This is a genomic window from Mammaliicoccus sp. P-M59 (assembly GCF_022386135.1).
GTDB classification, from domain to species: Bacteria; Bacillota; Bacilli; order Staphylococcales; family Staphylococcaceae; genus Mammaliicoccus; species Mammaliicoccus sciuri_A.
Genome location: NZ_JAJNJJ010000005.1, coordinates 92,747 through 117,538 on the forward strand (window position 1 = coordinate 92,747; position 24,792 = coordinate 117,538).

Genomic DNA, 24,792 nt, shown 5'->3' on the forward strand with positions numbered 1-24,792 from the left:
ATCCTGTCCATCCCAACCCAACTCACCCCTCATCACACCTTATATCAACGCACAACCCCCAACAACTCATCACCCCAACTCACTCCAAACCACACAACACCTTCCCCCAATATGAAAAAACCAGCAGATACGCTACGTATCTGCTGGTTTCTCTTTATTTTATTAGTCCCATAAGTTTTCTAATAGGTTTGTTTGGTTTCTATCTGGTCCTACTGAGAAGATAGAAATTTTAACGTTACATAATTCAGAGATGCGTTCTAAATAACGGCGTGCGTTATCTGGTAATTCTTCTAATGAACGGCATCCTGTGATGTCTTCTTCCCAACCTGGTAGTTCTTCAAAAATTGGTTTACAACGTTCTAATTCGTTTAAGTTTGCTGGGTATTCAGTGATTTCAACACCGTCAATTTCGTATGCTGTACAGATTTTAACTGTTTTTAATCCTGTTAATACGTCAATTGAGTTGATTGATAAATCTGTAATACCACTTACACGGCGTGAGTGACGTAGAACTACTGAGTCAAACCAACCTACACGACGTGGTCTTCCAGTTGTTGTACCGTATTCACGACCTACTTCACGGATATGGTGACCATCTTCATCAAATAATTCTGTTGGGAATGGACCGTCTCCTACACGAGATGTATAAGCTTTACATACACCAATTACTTTAGATACGTATGTTGGACCAACACCGCCACCTACTGTAACGTTACCTGCAATTGGATTACTTGAAGTAACGAATGGATATGTACCGTGGTCGATATCTAACATCACACCTTGAGCACCTTCGAATAATACTTTTTCATTGTTTACGAAAGCATCATCTAATAATTTAGCTGTGTCTGTTACATATTCTTTCAAACGTTGTCCAGCTGCATAGTAAGTTTCAAAAATTTCTTCAAAAGTGAAACCTTCAGCGTTGAACATTTTTTCGAATAATTCATTTTTATATTCAAGATTTTCTTTTAAGCGTTTTTCAAAAGTTTCTTTATCTAATAAATCAGCCATACGGATACCGATACGTTGTGCTTTATCTACATAAGCTGGACCGATACCTTTTTTAGTTGTACCAATTTTGTTGTCACCGCGTTTTTCTTCTTCTAATTCATCTTGTTTAAGATGATATGGTAAGATGACTTGCGCACGGTTTGAAATTCTTAAATTGTCTGTTGCAACTCCGCGTTCATTTAAAGCATCTAATTCTTTCAATAAAGCTACTGGATCAACAACTACACCGTTACCGATAACACTTGATTTCTCTTGATAAAAAATACCTGATGGTACTAAATGCAATTTGTAAGTTTCTCCATCAAATTTAATTGTGTGACCTGCATTGTTACCACCTGAAAAACGTGCAATAACGTTTGCATCCTCTGCTAAGAAATCTGTAATTTTACCTTTACCTTCGTCTCCCCATTGCGTCCCAACGACTACGATTGATGACATGTGAGCACCTCCGCTTTTTCTCATTAACCATTAAGTATTCTATCAGTACTATCCTTAAATTGCAAACTAAAAACGAACATTAATTACGAGTGTCAAATTACAATTCTTATTCACGCAATAATTGCTAAAAAACACCTTAACCACAGTATTTAAAAGGATTACAACCATTTTATTCATTTTCAAAAACACAAACTTAAGCACATAAGTGTTACTTTACACAAAACAAAAGACGTACATTTTTGCATAATATACAATAAACGTACGTCTTTTGGCTTAAAAACTTTTTTATCCAAATTCCATTCCGGCATGTTGATAGTCAATATCGGTGAATTTGTTATATTGTTTCATGAAGTGTAGTTTAACGGTTCCTGTTGGGCCGTTACGTTGTTTAGCGATAATGATTTCAATTTCACCATTCTCGTCTTGTGCACCCGCATCGACCGCTTCTCCGTCTTCATCTTCGCCGCCTCTTGAGTAATAGTCATCTCTATATAAGAAGGCAACAATATCCGCATCTTGCTCAATCGAACCTGATTCACGAATATCACTCATCATTGGTCTCTTATCTTGTCGTTGTTCAACACCACGAGATAACTGACTTAACGCAATAACGGGACATTCTAATTCTCTTGCGATTGCTTTAAGCATACGAGAGATTTCTGATACTTCTTGTTGTCTATTATCTGAACTACGAGATCCACTACCTTGAATTAATTGTAAGTAGTCAATCATGATCATATCTAATCCATGTTCTTGTTTGAGCCTACGACATTTAGCACGAATATCCGTAATTCGAATACCTGGTGTATCATCGATAAATATTTTCGTTCTTGATAGTTTACCTACTGCAACTGTAAATCTGCTCCAGTCTTCCTCAGTCATTGAACCTGTACGCAATCTATTTGAATCGACATTTCCCGTACTACATATCATACGTGTAGCAAGTTGATCGGCACCCATCTCTAAAGAGAAAATCCCAACTGAATACAAGTCTTGATGCGTTGCAACTTGTTGTGCGATATTTAATGCGAAGGCAGTCTTACCTACTGATGGACGTGCCGCAATAATGATTAAATCATTTCGGTTAAATCCTGCTGTCATTTGGTCTAAATCTCGATAACCAGTTGGTATACCTGGTGTTTGTCCGTTATTTTGATCGAGCTGTTCAGCATTATCAAACACAATACTTAATACATCTTTAATATCTTTGAAGCCTTCCGTACCTCTTGAAGCAGAAATCTCTAAAATTCTCTTTTCTGCATCTCCTAACAATGATTCTAAATCAAGTTCAGGATTATACCCATCTTCAGCAATACTATCCGCCACACGAATGAGTTGGCGTTTCACTGCATGTTTAAACACAATATCTATGTAGAAATGTATGTTTCTTGTTGTTGGGACATTATTTGCTAATTCTGCTAAATAGGCTGGACCGCCCGCTTCTTCTAATAATGATTCTGCAGCCAACTGGTCCATCAATGTAACAGAGTCAATTTCTTTATTCTGTTCATTTAGCATTAACATCGCTCTAAATATGTGTTGATGATTTGCACGATAGAAAGCTTCAGGTATTAATGTTTCACCTGTTGAGTTAATCAGTTCAGGATCAATCAAGATTGCACCGATAACAGATTGTTCAGCCTCTATACTATGGGGCATTTGTTTTGGGTTCATCATATTATCCATACCATCCATACTGATTACTCCTTTCCATTTTTAATAATTTTTATTATAACGCATTAAAATAGGTCGGTAAATCAAATACCGACCATTTTATTGATGCCTTTATTCTTCAACAACATGTACTTTTAATGTACCAGAAACTTTGTTGTGTAGTTTAATTGGTACATTTGTATAACCTAAACTGTGAATACCATTTGGTAAGTCCATTTTACGTTTATCAACTTTGATTTTGTGTTGTTTATCTAATGCTTGCGTAATTTGTTTCGTACTTACTGATCCGAATAATTTACCGCCTTCACCTGTTTTAGCTGGAATTTTAACTTCTAATTCTTTAAGTTTTTCCGCAAGTGCTTTAGCATCTTCTATTTCTTGTTGTTTTAATTCTTCTTGACGTTTGTTTTGTTGTTCTAATTGTTTGAGGTTTCCAGGTGTTGCTTCTACAGCATAATTATTTTTGATTAAATAGTTTTGACCATATCCTACTGGTACGTCTTTCACTTCACCTTTTTTACCTTTACCTTTAACATCTTGTGTGAAAATAACTTTCATTATTCTTCCACTCCTTTATCATCTGATTCAACAACCTCAACTAATGCTTCGATTGCTTTTTCTACTGTTGTATTTTTAATTTGTGTTGCAGCATTGGATAAGTGGCCGCCTCCACCGAGTGCTTCCATCGTTAATTGTACGTTTACTTCTCCTAACGAACGGGCAGAAATACCAATTGTGTCTTCTGATCTTCGTGCTACTACATAAGATGCTTCTACACCTTCTAAGCCAAGCAATTCATCTGCAGCTTGTGCAACTGTAACAGGGTGATATGTTTCATGGTCTTCACCATGCGCAATTGCGACACCACCGCGGAATAATTTAACTGTCTTAATTAAGTCTGAACGTTTAATATACGTATCAATATCGTCTTTTAAGAAGTGCTGACATAGAATCGTATCTGCACCATGACTTCTTAAAAAGCTCGCAGCATCAAATGTTCTTGATCCTGTTCTTAATGTAAAGTTACGTGTATCCACAATAATACCGGCTAACATAATCGTTGATTCGATTCTCGTTAAACGATGTTCTGTTGGTTGATATTCTAACAACTCTGTAACAAGCTCAGCTGTCGAACTTGCATAAGGTTCCATATAAACAAGTAATGGACTTGAGATAATACTTTCGCCTCGACGATGGTGGTCAATAACGACTTTTCTGTTTGCTTTATTAAGCAAGTTCTCATCAATTACAAGTTCAGGTTTATGTGTATCTACGACAACAAGTGTTGTACGTGGTGTCATTTCATGCCAAGCTTCTTCTGATGTAATAAATCTTTCTTTCAAATCAGGCTTCTCGTCTATTTCAGCCATCACACGTTCTAATGTACTATCAATATCCGAATCGTTTAATACAATATATGATTCAAGGTTGTTCATCTTCGCAATACGTGATACACCGATTGCTGCACCGATTGCGTCCATATCTGGTGATTTATGACCCATAATGATCACTTTGTCACCTTCAATTAAGATATCTCGCAACGCATGAGATATCACACGTGCACGTACTCTCGTTCTTTTTTCCATCGGGTCAGTCTTACCGCCGTAGAATCTCACGTTACCGTTACTATTTTTAATGGCTACTTGGTCGCCACCACGGCCGAGCGCTAAGTCTAAACTTGATTGTGATAGTTCACCTAGCTCAATTAAGTTCTCACTACCTTCACCAATTCCGATACTCAGTGTTAATTGGTGACCGATTTCTCTTGTCTTATCTCTTAAATCATCTAATAAGTTGAATTTCAACGTTTCGATATCTTCTAATATACTCTTGTTTAATAACGCGATAAATTGATCAGCACTATAACGTTTAATAAACAATTGATAACGTGATGACCAGTCATCTATAACGCTTGTAATCAGACTATTGATTTCTGAACGTTGAGAGTCATTCATGTTCTGCGTAATTTCATCAAAGTTATCTAAGAAAATAGTTGCTATGATTGGTTTTTCATTTTCATATAATTCATATACACGGGAAGATTCAGTAATATCAAACAGATAAATGGACTGTTCATCTTCAGTATAAGTGACTTTATATTTGTATGATCCTTCTTCAATCTCTACTTCTGAAGTATTTTCTAATCTTTTTAAGATATTCGGAAACACTTCGTTAATTGGTTCGTCTAAAACGTCTCGTTCTAATCGTTTATTAGCAAAATTATTAATCCATTCGATATGATCATTTTTGTCTAATAATATGACGCCTATTGGTAAGTCACTGACTGCACTTGTTTTACTTTTCGTAATTCTACCGGCTAAACTCCCAATATATAAATCTAATTTCAAAAAGCTCTGTCTAACAAAAAATATGCTTACTGCAATTAGAATTATCGTAGCAACCGTCGAAATAATCGCCCAAAATATTGAATTAAAAAAACTGAATACGACTAGCACCAAAGCTAATATCATCATAATAATGTACGGAAATATTAGGGCTTTTTTAACAGATTGACGGTTCATAAACTCACCTCAATTTACTTTTTTATACGTTGTTTCAAGTTAAACCAAATGTCCATTAATCCGAATAAGTACGCAAACGGTTTAAATATAAATGCCATTACAAAGATGATGACACCTACTATAATTGGTAATTTTTTTACTTTTACAAATAAATGGAACAACGATAATGCTTGTATAAATATAACCCATTCTAACACAAATTGTAAGTTAGTGACTATGCCATACGCGACGACATTGTCTTGTGTGACAAACAAACTCACGAGCACTGTAATCACAAAAACAAATGCTACGCTTCTATTGATTTGCCACATAAATAATGGTCTGAACACTGGTGTTGCGACTTTGAATTTTCTTAAAATCGGAAACGTCACAACTAAATTCACAAGCACTAATAAGAATACCCATAATACTATATACCCAGGAATGCTCGCTTGTAATATTTCTAATGAAACTTGTAATGATTCTTCGATTTCAGTTGTTATATTGCCACCCATTTGGAAATATGACAGTAATACATCATGGTACTGGCTAAAGAACTTGCTTGTTAAAGGTAAGTTTCCCGTAATTTGTAAAATTAACACACTACCTATCGTCAAAATACTCATAAATGTTGTCACTAAGTACAACATACGTTCTTTAGATGTACGCTCAATAAGTAACTGCCCAATAAATACACTCATAAAAATAACAAGTGTCATGGCAGTTAATAAGAATACATGATTAAATAAAACAGTTGCACATAACGTTATGACAACCGTCACAAAAAAGGACGGTTTAGAGCGATACCAAAGAATCGTTCCTGGTATCGTAATAAATGGTATGATCAATATTGCTAATAATGGTACAAAGTTTATAATAGCGACACTTAGAACTAGTACAAGTGTTGCTATGATTGTCGCTTTTATATCGACTTTAAAAGACAAATTTTTCACTTCCCAATCTAAATTAAACATCTTTCTCTATTTTACAGATTTTTATCCTTTAAAACAATGTAGGTGACTTTTAAGTTGATATCAGCGTGCTTTAAATTTATATAATTTCAAGAAATGATAAACGTTAGGCGCCCAATCTCCAAAATTTAATAAAAATCCATCATGGCCAACGTTGTCTTGTACATAGAAATGTCTGTGATATTTAAAGAATCGACCTAAAGCTCTTACTTGGTCATCTGGATATAATAAATCATCAGCAAATCCTAACGTTAATACTTTCGTTTCTAATTGACGTAGACGCTCTTCAACATCATCTCGTCCTCTAAATATGTCATGACTGTCTAATACATCTAACAATGTTAAATAGCAGTCTTTATCGAATGCTTCTTTAAATTTATTGCCTTGATATTTTTGGTAGCTTACAACATCATCTGCAGAGAATCTTGATTCGTAATCTTTACTTGAACGATACGTTAAAAAGCCAAGTTGTCTTGCGATACTTAAACCATCTTGTCCGTTCATATGAATAACTTGTCTAGCAATTTCATTAAATGCTCTACTATATGATGACGTCTTCTCTGTCGCAGCTAATATGACTGCTTTTTTCACTTCAAACGAACCGTCATAAAGCATTTCTAACGTTTGCATTCCACCTAAAGAGCCACCAATTAATACGTCTATTTTTTCGTAACCAAATTGTTTCAAACCTAATATATTTGCTCTCGCAACATCTCTCATCGTCAAATGTTCCGGGAAATTAGGTGTATTCAATCTTGAACTTGATCCATAAGGACTGCCAATTACATTAAATGTTATAAATTGATAATCATTAATTGAAAGGTAACCGCCATCTATAATTTCACGCCACCAACCTGCATGCTCATCATCACCATATGTTAAATGGTTGCCAGTTAACGCATGACAAACTACAACGAGTGGCTGGCCTTTATAACCCACATACTCATATTGAAGTTTCAAGTTATCAATCACTTCACCAGATTCTGTTTCAAAATGTCCAAGATCTACTATGCCTGTTTCTCGAGAAATAATCACATTAAAACCCCCTCTTATTTAAATTGAAAGACTTCTTACTCGTCAAAGAAGTAAGAAGTCCTCATCATCCTTATTATGCGAGTATACTCGTTGGTAGTAGCACCGTATCTGTTATGACCGGTTGCTGAAGTGTCGTCGGGCCAATTCCCTCAACTTCTCTGAATAAGCTTTGCTATGTAATTTATATTAAGAATACTAGAAATGAGCATTTCTTTCAATAAGTTAACGAATGAAATTAAAAGACTAATCTCACAATCGCCATAATAAACATACCGGCTATAACTGTAATCGTTAAACTTCTAAATATGAGCGCTATTAGAATCGTTGGTATCGCGACAATAATGCTCTCAAAATTAAGCGTAAATCCAGCATTGCCTTCTTGATTCAACATGCCTTCTAATATTAATGCCGTAAAGAGACATACCGGCACATATTGTAACCACTTGATCACACTTTCAGGTAAATCCGCTTTTGATAACAATACAAATGGAGAAACACGGATAATCCAAGTTAAAACAAAACAACTTAACGTAATTAAAATTAAATACATCGATATACTCATTTATCAAACACCACCCCTACGACAGAAGCAATAATTGTCGACACAATAATAGATAAATAAGTTGGCATAAATAATGTCAGAATAAGCATGCATACAATCGTTAATAAAATTAAATAAAGATATACTAAGACTTTGCTTTTATGTATCGTTTCAAACTGAGCAATCAACAAAAATATAAACATCGCTGTTAAAGCATAATCGAGACCAAACATTTCAGGTTTAGGTATTAAGTTACCAACTAAACCACCAATTATTGATGTGACAATCCATAATAAATAAGCTGAAATATTTAAACCATGCATCCAAGTCGCATTGAGCGATTTCTCTTTCGCATATTTCGTAATCGCAACACCAAATGACTCATCCGTTACAAGTGTACCTATTCCTACATTCGACCAGAAACCATTACCTTTAAATGCTGGGACTAAAGCTAAACTTTGAAGAAACATTCTTGAGTTAACAAAAAATACCGTCAATAGAATTGCTGAAATAGGGGAGTGGATGGCGACCAACGCACATATAATAAATTGAGCAGCACCCGCATAGACAAAAATAGACAACAACGCAATTTCTAAAATAGATAAACCAGATGAAATACCGACAATACCAAATGCTAAAGCAACACTAAAGTACCCAAGCATAGTAGGTATACAGTCTTTCACACCTTGAAGAAACAAACCTTTATTCGTAATACTCGTACTTGTCACAACGATGCCTCCAATCTATAGTTAGAGGTAAGTCTAACGTTTGTCTAACCTCAGTCTTACTTACCTCTAAAGAATTTTAATATGTATTAGTTTTATCATACCTATATTACTTTATCAATAACACTTGATTAAATATTCGGAAAATAATTAAATAAAAAACAACAGAAATTCAATTGAATGAATTTCTGTTGTTTGATTATCTATCTAAATTATTCACTTAAACCGAATTCTGCACTTGCTTCGAATTTAACATCTCTACCGATCATTACGCCACCAGTTTCTAATGCTTGGTTAAATGATACGCCGTATTTTTCACGGTCGATTTTACCAGTTACTGCAAAACCTGTTACTGTTTCACCGTTTAATGGGTTTTTACTTACGCCGTTGAAATCAACGTCAAATGTTTCTTCGTGTGTTACGCCAGCGATTGTTAAATCACCTGTAATTGAATCTTCACTGATTGATTTTGTTTCAAATGTAATATTTGGGTTTTCATCTGCACTAAAGAAGTCAGCTGATTTTAAGTGTGCGTCACGGTCAGCATTTTTAGTGTTAATTGAATCTGCTTTTATTGTAACTGTTGCTTTTAATGTAGAAAGGTCATTGATATCTCCTGATACTTCTACGTTATAATCTTCAAAAGTACCTTTAACGCGAGATACCATTAAATGTTTTACTGTAAATTCTAAACTACTGTGTGCTTTGTCAAAATTGAAATTTGTCATGTGTCAAAACTCCCTTTATTTATTTTGTATACTTAGTATATCAAATATAAAAAGTATATTCAAGCATTAAATCAAAAAAAAGAGTAACCAATATATGATTACCCTTTTTGAGAAATTTAACTCATTTATAATTTAATTGTTTTTAAGCCGCCCATAAATGGTACTAACACTTCAGGTACAGTGATTGTACCGTCTTCGTTTTGGTAGTTTTCAACGATTGCAGCAAATGTACGACCTACAGCTAAACCACTTCCGTTTAGTGTGTGTACGTATTCTGGTTTCGCATCTTTATTTCGTTTAAATCTAATATTTGCTCTTCGTGCTTGGAAATCTGTCATATTTGAACATGAGCTGATTTCTTTATAATCATTGTAACTTGGTAGCCATACTTCTATATCATATGTTTTAGAGCTTCCAAATCCAATATCTCCTGTACATAAGTTCACAGTTCTGTATGGTAATTCTAAAGCTTGTAAAATATTTTCAGCGTGTTGTGTTAATTCTTCTAGCGCTTTAAATGAATCTTCAGGTCTTTCATATCTCACCATTTCAACTTTGTTAAATTGGTGTAATCTAATTAAACCTCTTGTATCTCTACCTGCTGATCCAGCTTCACTTCTGAAACATGCAGATTGCCCTGTAAATTTAATTGGGAATTGTTCATCTTGTAACACTTCATCACGATAGAAGTTTGTTAAAGGTACTTCAGCTGTTGGAATTGTATATAAGCCTTCTTTTTCTACTTTGAATAAATCTTCTTCAAATTTAGGTAATTGGCTTGTACCAAACATAGAATCTGCGTTTACAAGTTGAGGCACCATCATTTCAGTATAACCATGTTGCGTTGTATGCATTGTTACCATGAAGTTCATGAGTGCTCTTTCAAGTTGTGCACCTTGTCCTGTTAAGAATACGAAGCGTGCACCTGATACTTTAGCAGCTCTTTCAAAGTCTGCCATTTTAAGACTTTCAACTAAGTCCCAGTGCGCTTTAGATTCAAAATCAAATTGACGTGGTGTACCCCATTTACGTACTTCTACATTATCATCTTCATCTTTACCAACTGGTGTTTCATCACTAATTAAATTAGGAATTCTTACTAATCTGTACGTAACATCTTCATTTAATTGATTTAAATTTTGGTCGATTTCTTTAATTTGATCGCCAACTTGACGCATTTCTAAAATAACATCGTCTGCATTTTCTTTATTGCGTTTCTTCTGCGCAATTTCCCCGCTTACTTTATTACGACGTGATTTAAGTTCTTCTGTTTGAGCGATGAGTTCACGGCGCTTTTTGTCTAATTCTAAAATTTCATCGATGACCTTTGGATCGTCACCTCTTTTGGCTACTTTATCTTTAACAAATTCCGGTTCAGACCTAATTAATCTAATGTCTAACATAATATTTCCTCCCTTTTATACTATAATTGTTTAAGAAAAAAGCACCACGTTCCTCGTTGTTACACAAGGGACGTGGTGCTTACGCGTTGCCACCCTATTTAACAGTTATTAAAAACTGCACTCTAAGTCATATAACGGTTTCTACCGATTGTTCTTCTTAAAAGGATAGATTCGTTTAAGTTTCATGACTTGTTTACACCAACCACAAGCTCTCTATACATGTACGCTTAAATTACTTATTCCTAAACAATATAGTTATTAAATTAACATAAATATATCAAATTGATATCATATTTTCAAGCTATACTTAAGATTCAGTCAAGAGACCCGTATTTTCATAGACTTTTTTACCGTTAATAATCACTGTTTCGGCATGGTTTACACCGTAATGATATGGTAAATATTCATGGTTTGGAATATCCCATACAACTACGTCAGCTTGATCCCCAACTTCAAGTGTACCTGCTTCTGCATCAATTGCTTTAGATGCATTAACTGTAACAGCATTCCAAATTTCATTAGGCGTCAGTTTAAGCTTTAATGCCGCAATGCTCATTACAAGTTGAAGGTTGTCTGTCACACAGCTACCTGGATTGAAGTCAGTCGCAATTGCTACTGCACCGTTGTTATCAATCATACCTCTTGCATCTGCATATTGATCTTTACCTAAATAGAACGTTGTGCCTGGCAATAATACAGCTACAGTGTCGCTGTCTTTTAACGCTTTCTTATCTTCCTCACTAGAAGCTACGAGATGGTCTGCAGATATTGCACCTTCATCTATCGCTAACCCTAGTCCACCAAGTGGATCGATTTCATCAGCATGAATTTTAACTTTTAAACCTTTATCTTTTGCTGCTTGCATATAACGTCTTGATTCATCAATTGTAAACACACCTGTTTCACAGAAGATATCCGCGAAATCAGCTTTATCTTTCACATCATCTAATAAATCAATCATTTCTTGTAAGAATGTTGCATTGTCTTTCGCATCTTTAGGCACTGCGTGTGGTCCTAAAAATGTATGTTTCATTCGAATCGGTAAGTCTTGCGCTAATTGATGTGCCACATTTAATTGTTTTAATTCAGTTGCTTTATCTAACCCATAACCACTTTTAGCTTCTACAGTTGTCGTACCGAATTGAATCATTCTAATAATTTCTTTTTTAGATTTTTCGTATAGTGTTTCTTCGCTTGATTCACGAGTCGCTTCAACCGTACTTAAAATTCCGCCACCTTGTTTTAAGATATCAAGATAACTTACCCCTTGTTGTTTAAGTGCCATTTCATGTTCTCTAGACCCGCCAAACACTAAGTGTGTATGTGCGTCTACTAAACCTGGTGATACAACTTTATGAGTGGCATCAATGACTTCTTTAGCTTCAAATTCTTCAGTATGTTCACCTGCATAAACGACTTTACCTTCATTTATAACAACTGTACCATTCTTAATAATATTTAATTCATTTAAAGCTTTCCCTTTAAGAGGTCCGTCAGTCTTCTTTGGCAAAATTAATTCACCTATATGTTGGATGATGATATCATTCATGGTTATCTTTCTCCTTTAACATTGGAATATCTACGTTTCTTTCTTTTGCAGTATCAATTGCAATGTCATACCCTGCATCAGCATGTCTTGCTACACCCATACCTGGGTCAGTTGTTAATACTCTACCTAATCTTCTATCTGCACGTTCACTACCGTCTGCTACAACGACCATACCAGCGTGTAATGAGTATCCCATACCTACACCGCCACCATGGTGAACTGAAATCCAAGAACCACCTGCAGCTGTATTTACAAGTGCGTTTAAGATTGCCCAGTCACCTACAGCATCTGATCCGTCTTTCATAGATTCTGTTTCTCTGTTTGGTGATGCTACTGAACCTGAATCTAAGTGGTCACGTCCAATAACGATTGGTGCTGATATTTCACCTTTTCTAACAAGTTCATTTAATGCTAATCCCATTTTTGCACGTTCGCCATATCCAAGCCATGCAATTCTTGAAGGTAATCCTTGGAAAGCAATTTTTTCACTTGCCATATCTAACCAACGCATTAATTTTTCATCTTCAGGGAAGAGTTCACGCATTAATTCGTCTGCTCTTTCAATATCTTTAGGGTCACCACTTAAAGCAGCAAATCTAAATGGTCCTTTACCTTCACAGAACAATGGACGGATATATGCAGGTACGAATCCTGGGAAATCAAATGCATTTTCTAAACCTTCATCAAATGCTACTTGTCTAATATTATTACCATAGTCGAATGCAACAGCACCATTTTTTTGGAATAATAACATTGCTTCTACATGTTTTTTCATAGATGCTGAAGATAATTCTACATATTTTTTAGGGTCACTTTCACGAAGTTTATCTGCTTCTTCAAGTGAATATCCTTCAGGAACATAACCGTTTAATGGATCATGCGCAGAAGTTTGGTCAGTTACGATATCAATTTTAAATCCTCTATTTAAGATTTCATGATGAATTTCAGCAGCATTACCTACTAAACCTATTGATAAAGGTTTACCCGCTTTTTTAGCTTCTTCTGCTTTTTCTAAAGCTTCATCTAATGAATCAGTCATAACATCACAATATCTTGTTTCGATACGTTTTTCAATTCTAGACGGATCGACGTCTACACAGATAGCAACCCCACCATTCATCGTTACAGCTAATGGTTGAGCACCACCCATACCGCCTAATCCAGCTGTTAATGTAATCGTTCCTTCTAATGATCCCCCAAAATGTTGGTTCGCACATTCAGCAAACGTCTCGTAAGTCCCTTGAACAATACCTTGAGAACCAATATAGATCCAGCTACCAGCAGTCATTTGACCGTACATCATAAGCCCTTTTTTATCTAATTCATGGAAATGTTCCCAGTTAGCCCATTTAGGTACTAATACAGAGTTTGATAATAATACACGCGGTGCTTCTTCATGCGTTTTGAAAACAGCGACAGGCTTACCAGATTGAACAAGCATCGTTTCATCATTTTCTAATCTTCTTAACGTATCAACAATCGCGTCGAAACTTTCCCAGTTACGCGCAGCTTTACCAATACCACCATATACAACTAACTTCTCAGGATGTTCCGCAACCTCAGGATCAAGGTTGTTGTATAACATTCTTAGAACCGCTTCTTGCTCCCAACCTTTACACTCAATTTCCAAACCTTTTTTCGCTTTAATCGCTCTAGACATATTTCATTTCCCCTTTACTAAAAAATTAAATGCTTAAATAGAATTGAACTTTATAGGTATTTAGTTAACTATCTCAAATATTCACAAACTTTCTCTATATCATGATGGAATACTCTATCTTGTGTGATTGAAGGTACGATTGATCTTAATTCTTCGTATTTTGCTTTTGTCTTCGGTGATAGTTTGTCTACACCTTTTATTTCTACTGCTTGCAACGCGATAATACATTCTATAGAAATAACTCTTCGTACGTTCTGTATAATTTGATATGCATGTCTTGCGCCAATTGTTCCCATTGATACATGGTCTTCTTGGTTTGCAGAAGATGGTATTGAATCCACGCTTGCTGGATGTGCTAATGTCTTATTCTCTGATACGAGTGATGCTGCTGCATATTGCATGATCATTGCACCGCTTTGTAAGCCTGGTTCTGGACTTAAGAATGCTGGTAATCCGCCATTGAGTTGTGGATTAACTAATCTTTCAAGTCTTCTTTCTGATACATTCGCTAATTCAGCGACACCAATTTTTAAGAAATCTACGGCAAATGCTATTGGTTGTCCGTGGAAGTTACCGCCTGAGATTACGAGTGTTTCGTCATCGTTATCAAATATTAATGGATTATCATTTGCTGCGTTCATTTCTAATTCTAATTTTTCTTTTACATAATTTAATACTTGGAAGCTTGCGCCGTGTATTTGTGGTATACATCTCAATGTGTATGCATCTTGTACACGTACTTCACCTTGTCTAGTTGTTAATTTAGATCCTTCTAACCAATTTCTCATACGCTCTGCTACTTCAACTTGTTCATTAAAGTTTCTAACGATATGCACGTGCTCATCATATGCGTCTACGATACCGTTCAGTGCTTGATGTGTTAATGCAGCAATCCACTCTGCATGATATGCAATATTTTCAGCTTCAATATATGCAATTACACCTTGAGATGTCATCGCTTGTGTACCATTTATAAGGGCTAATCCTTCTTTCGCTTGTAACGAATGTGGTTCCAATCCTACTTCGTGTAAGACTTCTTTCGCATTTCTTGTTTCACCTTTATAATGGACATCTCCTTCACCAATTAACGCTAAAGCTAAGTGAGATAATGGTGCTAAATCTCCTGAAGCACCTAATGATCCTTGCTCAGGTATGACAGGAATAATTCTTCTATTAATAAATTCTACTAATAATGAAACAAGTTTTTCTGTTACACCTGAATGGCCTTTTAACATCGTATTTAACCTTAAGACCATCATGATTAATGACACATTATCTGGAAAAGGTTTACCCGTACCACATGAATGAGAACGGATTAAATTGACTTGTAAATCGTTATATTTTTCTTTTTCTATTAATACATCACTAAATAATCCGAAACCTGTCGTAATACCATAAATCGTTTCTTTATTTTTAATGATTTTCTCTACTGTTTCTCGACTTTTTCTGACATTAACTAACGCTTCTTCCGAAATAGATATTTGACCATCTTCTTTCAAGAATTGTTTAATGTCTTGAATTGTTAAATCTTTACCATTCAATACTAAGTTCACTGAAAACACTCCTTTTTAGGACACAAAAAAATACAACAAATCAAAATTTGTTGCACCTTTCTTATATCTAATATCTAGTAGGTGTTTCTATGTCTTATATATGATTGATACCTAACCCAATTGTTTCATGTTCTTTACCTTTTATAGGCGCTCCGATTGTACCGTACAAACTCACAGCTATCCATTCACCTTCTGCTTTATCTTGATAAGGATAACCTCTAACTATTGAAAACTTTAAGCCAACCGTTCGCATAATTTCACCAATAGATAATTCACCTCTTGTAATACCATTCACCGCTTCTAAAATCGCATGGTATAACGCGTGTGTTTCTCTATACTGACTTTCCGAAATAATCCCTTGTCTTCTAGCCGCTGTTTCAACAGATGCGATGATTTTATTTAATGACATTGTGCCAATTTTGCCTACAATAAATTGCATATCATGACATTGAGGCATTAATTGCTTTGCCGTTTGCTCATCTGTGATCGTTAATAACGTAGCGTACTTCCCAATTGATATTTGTTCAGTCATGTGAAAGCTCCTATCTCATCTAATAACTAATGTCTATATTTATATTAAGTATACGCTTTCAAAAATTTTCTGACAATACTTTTTAGCACATCCATAACTCAGTGATTGATTAATATATTAGCCTGTTAAAGTAATTTATTTGTTACGTTTTGGAAAATTCTCTGTTCAATTTCAACTTTAAGTGGCATAATAAATCGTACAATTATTTGAAGGTGGGTTAATATGAAGACTATTTCATCTGTCACAATTCCAAAAAGAGAACAAGAATCTCATAAAGGGGATTATGGTAGGATATTATTAATCGGAGGTAACGCTAATTTAGGTGGCGCAATTATTTTAGCAGCTAGGGCTTGTGTATTTAGTGGTAGTGGACTTATAACTGTTTCTACACATTCATCCAATTTTGCTGCATTACATTCAAGATGTCCTGAAGCAATGGTTTCAGATATCACGGATTTAAAAAAGCTTTCTAAATTAATTAAGCAATCGGATTGTATTTTAATAGGTCCAGGTCTCGGTTTAGATTTTAAAGGGAATAACACATTAACATTTCTATTCCAAAATATTCAGCCACACCAAACATTAATTATTGATGGAGATGCTATTACGATTTTAAGTAAGTTAAAGCATACTTTACCTGAATGTGAGATTATCTTTACACCTCACCAAAAAGAATGGGAAAGACTGAGTAATATCCCGATAGAAGAACAAACTTATGAAAACAATAAAGAAGCGGTTGATGCGTTAAATGCAACAGTCGTATTGAAAAAACATGGTACTGAATTATTCTTTAAAGATCATGAATATAAATTATCTATCGGTACACCCGCTATGGCAACAGGTGGAATGGGAGATACGTTAGCAGGCATGATCACAAGTTTCGTTGGACAATTTGATTTAGAAGAAGCGGTTATTAACGCAACGTATATTCACAGTTATATTGGTGAAAAGCTTTCTAAAGATATGTATATCGTACCACCATCCAAACTTATAGATGAAATTCCATATGCTATGAAATCATTCGAAGCTTAAATATTCAAAATAAAAAAGCATATCACGCTACTGATGTTGATCAGTAAGTTCGTGATATGCTTCTTTTTATATATTATTCTTCGTCATTATCTTGTTCTTCGATATCTTCATTCACACGTTCCATGAAGTCTTCTCTTAAATCTTCTTTACCTTCTTGTGCGTCAGTTTCAACAGCATCAGTTTCTGTTGTTTCTTCTAACACACCTTCAACAGGTGATTCTGCAATTTCATCTTCGTCTGGCTCAACTTTAGCTACTGTTGCAACATGTTGATTTTCACCTAAACGGATTAATCTTACACCTTGAGCACTTCTACCATTTTGAGAGATATCTGCTACGTGTAATCTAATGATGACACCTGAATTTGTAACAATCATCAAGTCTTCGTCACCGTTGACCGTTGTGATACAAACAAGGTTACCATTCTTCTCAGTTAGAGTGGCAGTCTTAATACCTTTACCACCTCTATTAGAGATACGATATTGATCAGCTGACGTACGTTTACCATAACCTTTTTCAGTTACGATAAGTATTTCATCTTGTTGATTTTCATCTGTAACATCTAATCCAATAACTTCATCATCTTCTCTTAATGTAATACCTTTCACACCCGCAGCTGTTCTTCCTAATGGGCGTAATTTAGATTCATCAAAGCGTATTAATGATGCATGTTTCGTACCAATAATGATTTCTTTCGTACCATCCGTCAGTCTAACCGCAATAAGCTCGTCGCCTTCTTTAAAGTTGATCGCGATTTTACCATTTTTGTTAATACGTGAGAAATTAGATAATTTAGAACGTTTAACTGTACCATGTTTAGTAGCAAAGACTAAGTAATCTTCTTCACTTGATAAGTCTTTAACAGCTATCATTGTACTAATCATTTCATCTTTTTCAATTTCTAAAGCATTAACGATTGGCAAGCCTTTAGATTGTCTAGACATTTCAGGAATTTCGTAACCTTTAAGTTTGTAGACACGACCTTTATTCGTAAAGAATAAGACGTTATCATGTGTACTTAATGTTACGAGTTGGCTAACAAAGTCATCTTCTATCGTATTCATACCTTGTACACCACGTCCACCTCTATTTTGTGAACGATATGTAGATACTGGTAATCGTTTAATATAGTTGTTATGACTTAATGAAATAACGATTTGTTCTTCTGGGATTAAGTCTTCATCTTCAATTTGATCAAGACCTGCTGCCGTAATTTCTGTACGACGCTCATCACCATATTTATCTCTTATTTCAGTAATTTCTTCTCGAATGATTTCTAGTAATTTTTCTTCATCACGTAAAATCTCTTTTAATTCTTCAATAAGTTTAAGTAAATCTTGATATTCTTTTTCAATTTTGTCGCGTTCTAAACCAGTTAAACGACGTAAACGCATATCTAAAATCGCTTGCGCTTGTCTTTCAGATAAGTTGAAACGATTTTGTAAACCTTCCATCGCTTCTGAGTCACTTTGTGATTCTCGAATTAATGTAATGATTTCATCGATATGATCTAACGCGATTCTTAATCCTTCTAGAATATGCGCTCTATCTTGAGCTTTTTTCAAGTTATATTTCGTACGTCTTGTTACGACATCTTTTTGGTGTTCTAAATAATGATATAGAACTGCACGTAAGCCTAATAATTTAGGTTTACCGTCGACTAATGCAATCATATTCACACCAAATGATGTTTGTAATGGTGTTTGTTTGTATAGATTGTTAAGAATAACATTAGCATTCGCATCTTTTCTAACTTCTATAACAATACGTACACCGACTTTTAAGCTTGTTTCATCTCTTAAGTCTGTAATACCTTCAATTTTCTTATCGCGTGCTAATTCAGCAATTTTCTCGATTAATCTCGCTTTATTAACTTGATAAGGTATTTCAGAAATGACGATACGTTCTTTACCATTTTTCATAACTTCGATTTCAGAACGTGCTCTCATTAAGATTGATCCACGACCAGTTTCGTATGCACGTCTAATGCCACTTCTACCCATAATTAAACCAGCTGTTGGGAAGTCAGGACCATGAACGATATCCATTAACTCATTTGTCGTAATTTCTGGGTTATGACTAAGCGCTAATACGCCGTCTATAACTTCATTTAAGTTATGAGGTGGAATATTTGTTGCCATACCAACTGCGATACCTGATGTACCATTCACCAATAAATTAGGGAATCTAGCAGGTAAGACTACCGGCTCTCTTTCGTTACCATCGTAGTTGTCTTGGAAATCAATCGTATCTTTATTGATATCTCTTAATAATTCACTTGTAATTTTAGCCATACGTGCTTCTGTATAACGCATTGCAGCAGCACCATCACCATCCATAGAACCAAAGTTCCCTTGGCCATCTACTAATGGATATCTATAACTAAAGTCTTGTGCCATACGTACCATTGCTTCATAAATAGATGAGTCACCGTGTGGGTGATATTTACCCATTACGTCACCAACAATACGTGCAGACTTCTTGTAAGGTTTGTCTGAAGTCATACCTTGATCATTCATACCATATAAAATACGTCTATGAACTGGTTTTAAACCGTCTCTAACATCGGGTAATGCACGAGATACAATTACACTCATTGCATAGTCTAAGAATGATTCTTTCATTTCTTTACTGATGTTACGTTCACTAACTCTTGATTGTGGTATTTCAGCCATTAATCATATCCTCCTTAAATCGTAAATGATGCTTTATATATCTAACGTTGCGTATTCGGCATTTTCTTCAATAAATTGACGACGAAACTCAACAACATCTCCCATAAGCATTTCAAAAGTTTCGTCAGCTTCTATCGCATCTGTTAGTGTTACTTGAAGCATTGAACGATGTTCAGGATTCATTGTTGTTTCCCACAATTGATCAGCATTCATCTCTCCAAGACCTTTATAACGTGCTATAGACAATTTCGGTGTTGAGCTAAGTTCTTCTTTTAATTTATCTAATTCTCTATCGTTAAATACATAATATTTTTTCTTACCTTGTTCTACTTTGTATAAAGGTGGTTGTGCAATGTATACATAACCCGCTTCAATAAGTGGTCTCATAAATCTATAGAAGAATGTTAATAATAACGTTCTAATATGTGCACCATCGACATCGGCATCTGTCATGATCACTAATTTATGATATCTCGCTTTACTAATATCAAACTCTCCACCAATACCTGTTCCTAGACCTGTAATCATGGCACGAATTTCGTTATTACCTAAAATTCTATCTAAACGTGCTTTTTCAACGTTTAAAATCTTACCACGTAACGGTAGAATCGCTTGTGTCTTAGAGTCACGACCTAATTTAGCAGACCCCCCGGCAGAGTCACCCTCAACGATGTATAATTCACATTCTTCAGGTTTCTTACTTGAACAATCTGCAAGTTTACCAGGTAAGCTTGATACTTCTAATGCTGATTTACGTCTTGTAACTTCTCTCGCTTTTTTAGCGGCAAGACGTGCTCTAGAAGCCATCACACCTTTATCTACAATGATTCTTGCCACGTTTGGATTCTCTAATAAGAATCGTTCAAAGAGTTCAGAGAATAATTTATCAACGATTTGACGTACTTCTGAGTTACCTAATTTAGTCTTTGTTTGACCTTCGAATTGAGGATCACCGTGTTTAACAGATACAACAGCTGTCATACCTTCACGTACGTCTTCACCAGATAGCTTTTCTTCGCCTTCTTTAAGAAGCTTGTTCTTAATACCATAGCTGTTAATAACACGCGTTAATGCACGTTTAAATCCATCCTCATGCGTACCACCTTCATAAGTATGAATGTTGTTCGCATAAGTTAATAAATTCGTCGCAAAACCATTGTTATATTGAATGGCAATCTCAACTTCTACGTCATCTTTAGTATCGTGAATATAAATTGGCTCATCATATAGTACTTCTTTAGATTTATTTAACATTTCAACATAAGATTTAATACCGCCTTCATAGTGGTATGAATCTTCTTGAATGTTTTCATCATCTCTTTCATCTCTCAATGAAATTTGGATACCTTTATTTAAGAACGCTAATTCACGAATACGTTTTTGTAATGTTTCATAGTCATATTCAGTTGTTTCAGTAAAGATTTCACCGTCAGCTTTAAAGCGTATTGTTGTACCTGTATGATCTGTATCACCAATGACTTTCAAATCAAATGCTGGTACACCTCTTTCATACGCTTGATGATAAATTTTATTGTTAAGGTGAACGTAAACTTCTAAATTAGAAGATAGCGCATTTACGACAGATGAACCTACGCCATGTAAACCACCAGATACTTTGTATCCGCCACCGCCAAATTTACCACCGGCATGAAGTACTGTTAAGATAACTTCTACAGCAGGACGTCCCATTTTCTCTTGAATATCAACAGGTATACCTCTACCGTTATCTGTTACTTTAATCCAATTGTCCTTTTCTATTACAAGTTCAACATGATCTGCATATCCAGCTAATGCTTCATCGATACTGTTATCTACAATTTCCCAAACGAGATGATGTAATCCTCTTACAGATGTAGAACCTATATACATACCAGGGCGTTTACGGACTGCCTCTAAACCTTCTAATACTTGTATCTGATCTGCACCATAACTTGAAGCGTTATTTTGTTCTGACACGTATTTCCACCTTCACTTTCATCTACTCAATAATATTGCCTTTAGATACATTAAATACCTTGGCATCTTTCATAATCTCATGTTCTATTCCATCAACAGATGTTGTTGTTACAAACGTTTGTACCTTCTCTTGAATTGTACTTAATAAATGGGTTTGTCGATTATCATCAAGTTCACTTAGCACATCGTCTAACAGTAGAATTGGATATTCACCAACAACTTGATTAATCAACTCAATCTCAGCAAGCTTTATAGATAATGCTGTCGTACGTTGCTGTCCTTGAGAACCATAAGTTTGTACATTCATATCATTAACATGAAAACTAATGTCGTCTCTATGCGGTCCAAAGCGTGCACTTCCACGTTCGATTTCTTTATCCATTGAATCATTAAGCAACGAACAAAAAGCCTCTTTCAGTTCAGTTACATCTTGATATGTTTCTGACAGTTTAATATTCGGCTCGTATTGAACCTTTAAACTTTCTTTTTCGCTCGTAATGCCTTGATGGATCACTTCGGCAATCTTTTCTAATTCACGAATAAAGTGCGCACGTTTCAAAGTCACATTGGCTGCCGCTTCTGAAAATTGCTCATTGAATACTTCTAACATCGTTCGATCTTTCATTTTCCCAATTTGTAATTGTTTGAGGTAATGATTTTTTTGTTTAAGTAATCTTTGATAATTAGATAAATGATTTAAATAGACCGCAGACATCTGACCGAGTTCCATATCAATAAAACGTCGTCTGATTTGCGGGCTACCTTTTACAATATTTAAATCTTCTGGTGCGAACAACACCACATTTAAGTGACCAATATACTGCGTTAATCGACTCTGTTCTAGATGATTAACTCTCGCCTTTTTGCCTTTTTTCGTAATGATTAAAGAAATAGGCATTGAGCCATGGCGATAACTTAGTTCACCTTCTATTTTACCATACTCTTCACCAAACTGTATGAGTTCTTTATCATTCGAAGTCCTATGACTTTTAGCCAGTGCTAAAGTATAGATAGATTCTAATAAATTCGTCTTACCTTGCGCGTTCTCACCAATTAATATATTAACATTGGAATTAAATTCAAGTGTACATTTATCATAATTTCTATAATGAGTTAAAGTAAGTTTCTGTAATATCATAATCTATTCACTGAGATGGTTAATACGAAATTGACCTTCAGAAGGAATTTCGACTAAATCACCATCATGTAATTTTTTGCCACGACGAGTTTCACGTTCACCATTTATTAATACTTCTTCATCTTGGAGGAACCATTTAGCCTGACCACCCGTTCCAATGACGCCTTCATTTTTTAGGAATTGACCTAAAGTAATATCGTCTTTTACTGAGATATCTTGTACCACTATCTTCACTCCAATCTTAATTAGTCATCTCTATATTATACCTTTTTTTCACCAAAAAATCATGCTTTTACGCACAATTCATTTTAAGATAAATTAATCTTCAAAATATTTATATTCTAAGTGAAAAATTAAGTCCGGAACTTAAACATTATTTTCATAATAAAATCAAAAAAGTATAGCTAACGAACATAGTGAGATACTATGGCGCCCTGTCCTTACACTTTCACACAAAAAAGCTGAGACATAGATCTTTGTCTCAGCTTTTCGAATATTATATTGCTTTATCTTTCTTTGTAAAAATTAAAATCAAACTGATTAACAGGAATGCTGTTCCTGCTAAAAATGGAATTGTGATGAATCCAAATACATTGATATATTCTGATGAACATGGAACACCTTGTGTACATGGTTTGATTTCAGCAAATCCTGGTACTTTTTGCTCTAAGTAATGCCATGTCGATATCAATAGTCCGATGATTGATAACGGTAGTGCTATTTTTTTAACATTAAAATCATTTTGGAATGAGCCTATTCCGAGTATTAACACGAGTGGATACATACAGATTCTTTGATACCAGCACATTGTACAAGGAACAAATTGTCGTATCTCACTAAAATATAAACTACCTAACATAGCTACTAAAGCTATTACCCAGGAAATAAATAGTGCATATTGTTGCTTCAAATATATCACCTATTTTTATTTATTTTTCTTTTCTATAGCTTGATCGATTGCTTTAGAAACTTTGTCGTAATCCATTGGATCTGATAATACTTTACCATCTACCACAATTGTAGGTGTAACGTCTACATCGTATTTATTTGTTAAATCTGAATCATTTTTCATTTGTTTATAAGACTCTGAATTTCTATCTTTCACTAATTTCATGATTTGATCTTTTTTAGATTTATCAATATCTAATCCATCTACTGCTTTTTGGACTACTTTAAGATCTAACCATTCGTCGTCTGTTTCTGCATTATGGTCATCTGGTTGAGCTTCAAATAATGCTCTGTGGAAATCCCAATATGCATCAGGTGCGATTTTATAAACAGCATGTGCTGATGCACCACCAATTTCAGATCCTTCACCGTGGAATGGTGCGTTCACAAATCTATATTCCACTTTGTCTTTATCGATATAATCTTTTTCAATTTGATCCATGTAATTCGTTTCAAATGCTTTACATGCTGGACATTTAAAATCTCCAAATTCAACTATTTGAACTTTAGCTTTGTCTTTTTTATGTGTTGGATTATCTTTTGTATCTTTTGATAAGTCTGTGGCTTTAACAGTTCTATCAAATAGACTATCTTCTTTGTTGTCACTTCCGCTTCCACCAAACACAACAAGCAATACGATACCTACGACAACAACAAGTATTGCTATCATTAAAAACATAATATTACTGTTACTATTTTTATTCGCCATATTAATCCCTCAAT

21 protein-coding genes, 1 riboswitch and 1 other annotated feature are annotated in these 24,792 nt (G+C 34.9%); of the genes, 1 reads left to right on the forward strand and 20 read right to left on the reverse strand.

Annotation, left to right across the window (positions count from 1 at the left end):
* Nucleotides 1–162: 162 nt before the first annotated feature.
* The 14 genes from LQ617_RS09180 to hutP form a co-directional block, all read right to left on the reverse strand.
* Entirely contained in the window at nt 163–1,449 is a 1,287-nt protein-coding gene (locus tag LQ617_RS09180) for an adenylosuccinate synthase (protein WP_037589494.1), read from the reverse strand.
* Between the two features lie 285 nt (nt 1,450–1,734).
* A complete protein-coding gene (dnaB, locus tag LQ617_RS09185) occupies nt 1,735–3,135 on the reverse strand; it encodes a replicative DNA helicase (protein ID WP_025906258.1) in 1,401 nt (466 codons plus the stop codon).
* A 99-nt stretch (nt 3,136–3,234) separates the two neighbouring features.
* Nucleotides 3,235–3,681: a 50S ribosomal protein L9 gene (gene rplI, locus LQ617_RS09190; protein WP_037589493.1), complete on the reverse strand. Its 447-nt coding sequence runs from the start codon at nt 3,679–3,681 to the stop codon at nt 3,235–3,237.
* Nucleotides 3,681–5,645 carry a DHH family phosphoesterase gene (locus tag LQ617_RS09195; protein ID WP_037589491.1) on the reverse strand — a complete coding sequence of 655 codons (1,965 nt, stop codon included), beginning with the start codon at nt 5,643–5,645 and terminating at the stop codon, nt 3,681–3,683. Before LQ617_RS09195 ends, rplI begins: the two co-directional genes overlap by 1 nt.
* A gap of 14 nt (nt 5,646–5,659) precedes the next feature.
* Entirely contained in the window at nt 5,660–6,598 is a 939-nt protein-coding gene (locus LQ617_RS09200) for a DUF2232 domain-containing protein (protein ID WP_239740197.1), read from the reverse strand.
* A 60-nt stretch (nt 6,599–6,658) separates the two neighbouring features.
* A complete protein-coding gene (gene metX, locus LQ617_RS09205) occupies nt 6,659–7,627 on the reverse strand; it encodes a homoserine O-acetyltransferase MetX (RefSeq protein ID WP_037589503.1) in 969 nt (322 codons plus the stop codon).
* Between the two features lie 70 nt (nt 7,628–7,697).
* A riboswitch (SAM riboswitch) is annotated at nt 7,698–7,799 on the reverse strand.
* Nucleotides 7,800–7,865: 66 nt separating this feature from the next.
* On the reverse strand, nt 7,866–8,192 hold the full coding sequence (locus LQ617_RS09210; RefSeq protein WP_037589489.1) for an AzlD domain-containing protein: 327 nt from the start codon (nt 8,190–8,192) through the stop codon (nt 7,866–7,868).
* A complete protein-coding gene (locus tag LQ617_RS09215; RefSeq protein WP_162841900.1) occupies nt 8,189–8,833 on the reverse strand; it encodes an AzlC family ABC transporter permease in 645 nt (214 codons plus the stop codon). The genes LQ617_RS09210 and LQ617_RS09215 overlap by 4 nt, the downstream gene beginning before the upstream one ends.
* A 275-nt stretch (nt 8,834–9,108) precedes the next feature.
* A complete protein-coding gene (locus tag LQ617_RS09220) occupies nt 9,109–9,624 on the reverse strand; it encodes a YceI family protein (RefSeq protein WP_025906249.1) in 516 nt (171 codons plus the stop codon).
* 125 nt (nt 9,625–9,749) lie between these two features.
* A complete protein-coding gene (gene serS, locus LQ617_RS09225; protein WP_025906247.1) occupies nt 9,750–11,027 on the reverse strand; it encodes a serine--tRNA ligase in 1,278 nt (425 codons plus the stop codon).
* Nucleotides 11,028–11,090: 63 nt separating this feature from the next.
* Nucleotides 11,091–11,286: a binding site (T-box leader), on the reverse strand.
* A 48-nt stretch (nt 11,287–11,334) separates the two neighbouring features.
* Complete coding sequence (hutI, locus tag LQ617_RS09230; protein ID WP_239740198.1) at nt 11,335–12,576, reverse strand: imidazolonepropionase; 1,242 nt, start codon at nt 12,574–12,576, stop codon at nt 11,335–11,337.
* Nucleotides 12,569–14,236, reverse strand: a complete 1,668-nt coding sequence (hutU, locus tag LQ617_RS09235; RefSeq protein WP_107576684.1) for a urocanate hydratase — start codon at nt 14,234–14,236, stop codon at nt 12,569–12,571. The genes hutI and hutU overlap by 8 nt, the downstream gene beginning before the upstream one ends.
* Nucleotides 14,237–14,304: 68 nt before the next feature.
* Nucleotides 14,305–15,789, reverse strand: coding sequence for a histidine ammonia-lyase (gene hutH / locus LQ617_RS09240; RefSeq protein WP_037589485.1), 1,485 nt, complete (start codon nt 15,787–15,789; stop codon nt 14,305–14,307).
* 94 nt (nt 15,790–15,883) lie between these two features.
* Nucleotides 15,884–16,321 (reverse strand): hut operon transcriptional regulator HutP, encoded by a 438-nt coding sequence (gene hutP / locus LQ617_RS09245; protein ID WP_037589484.1) that lies wholly within the window; start codon nt 16,319–16,321, stop codon nt 15,884–15,886.
* Between the two features lie 222 nt (nt 16,322–16,543).
* Between hutP and LQ617_RS09250 the strand changes: the two genes are divergently transcribed.
* Nucleotides 16,544–17,353 (forward strand): NAD(P)H-hydrate dehydratase, encoded by an 810-nt coding sequence (locus LQ617_RS09250; RefSeq protein ID WP_239740199.1) that lies wholly within the window; start codon nt 16,544–16,546, stop codon nt 17,351–17,353.
* A 73-nt stretch (nt 17,354–17,426) separates the two neighbouring features.
* Here the strand turns inward: LQ617_RS09250 and gyrA are convergent, their stop codons facing one another.
* The 6 genes from gyrA to LQ617_RS09280 all read right to left on the reverse strand — a co-directional run bounded on the left by gyrA (nt 17,427) and on the right by LQ617_RS09280 (nt 24,778).
* Nucleotides 17,427–20,027: a DNA gyrase subunit A gene (gyrA, locus tag LQ617_RS09255; protein ID WP_239740200.1), complete on the reverse strand. Its 2,601-nt coding sequence runs from the start codon at nt 20,025–20,027 to the stop codon at nt 17,427–17,429.
* 33 nt (nt 20,028–20,060) lie between these two features.
* Nucleotides 20,061–21,983 (reverse strand): DNA topoisomerase (ATP-hydrolyzing) subunit B, encoded by a 1,923-nt coding sequence (gyrB, locus tag LQ617_RS09260; RefSeq protein WP_037589482.1) that lies wholly within the window; start codon nt 21,981–21,983, stop codon nt 20,061–20,063.
* A gap of 22 nt (nt 21,984–22,005) precedes the next feature.
* Nucleotides 22,006–23,121 carry a DNA replication/repair protein RecF gene (gene recF / locus LQ617_RS09265; protein WP_049320720.1) on the reverse strand — a complete coding sequence of 372 codons (1,116 nt, stop codon included), beginning with the start codon at nt 23,119–23,121 and terminating at the stop codon, nt 22,006–22,008.
* Nucleotides 23,122–23,124: 3 nt separating this feature from the next.
* Nucleotides 23,125–23,355, reverse strand: coding sequence for a S4 domain-containing protein YaaA (gene yaaA, locus LQ617_RS09270; RefSeq protein WP_269750679.1), 231 nt, complete (start codon nt 23,353–23,355; stop codon nt 23,125–23,127).
* 262 nt (nt 23,356–23,617) lie between these two features.
* Nucleotides 23,618–24,031, reverse strand: coding sequence for a disulfide oxidoreductase (locus tag LQ617_RS09275; RefSeq protein ID WP_025906234.1), 414 nt, complete (start codon nt 24,029–24,031; stop codon nt 23,618–23,620).
* Between the two features lie 15 nt (nt 24,032–24,046).
* On the reverse strand, nt 24,047–24,778 hold the full coding sequence (locus LQ617_RS09280) for a DsbA family protein (protein ID WP_037589479.1): 732 nt from the start codon (nt 24,776–24,778) through the stop codon (nt 24,047–24,049).
* Nucleotides 24,779–24,792: the final 14 nt, after the last annotated feature.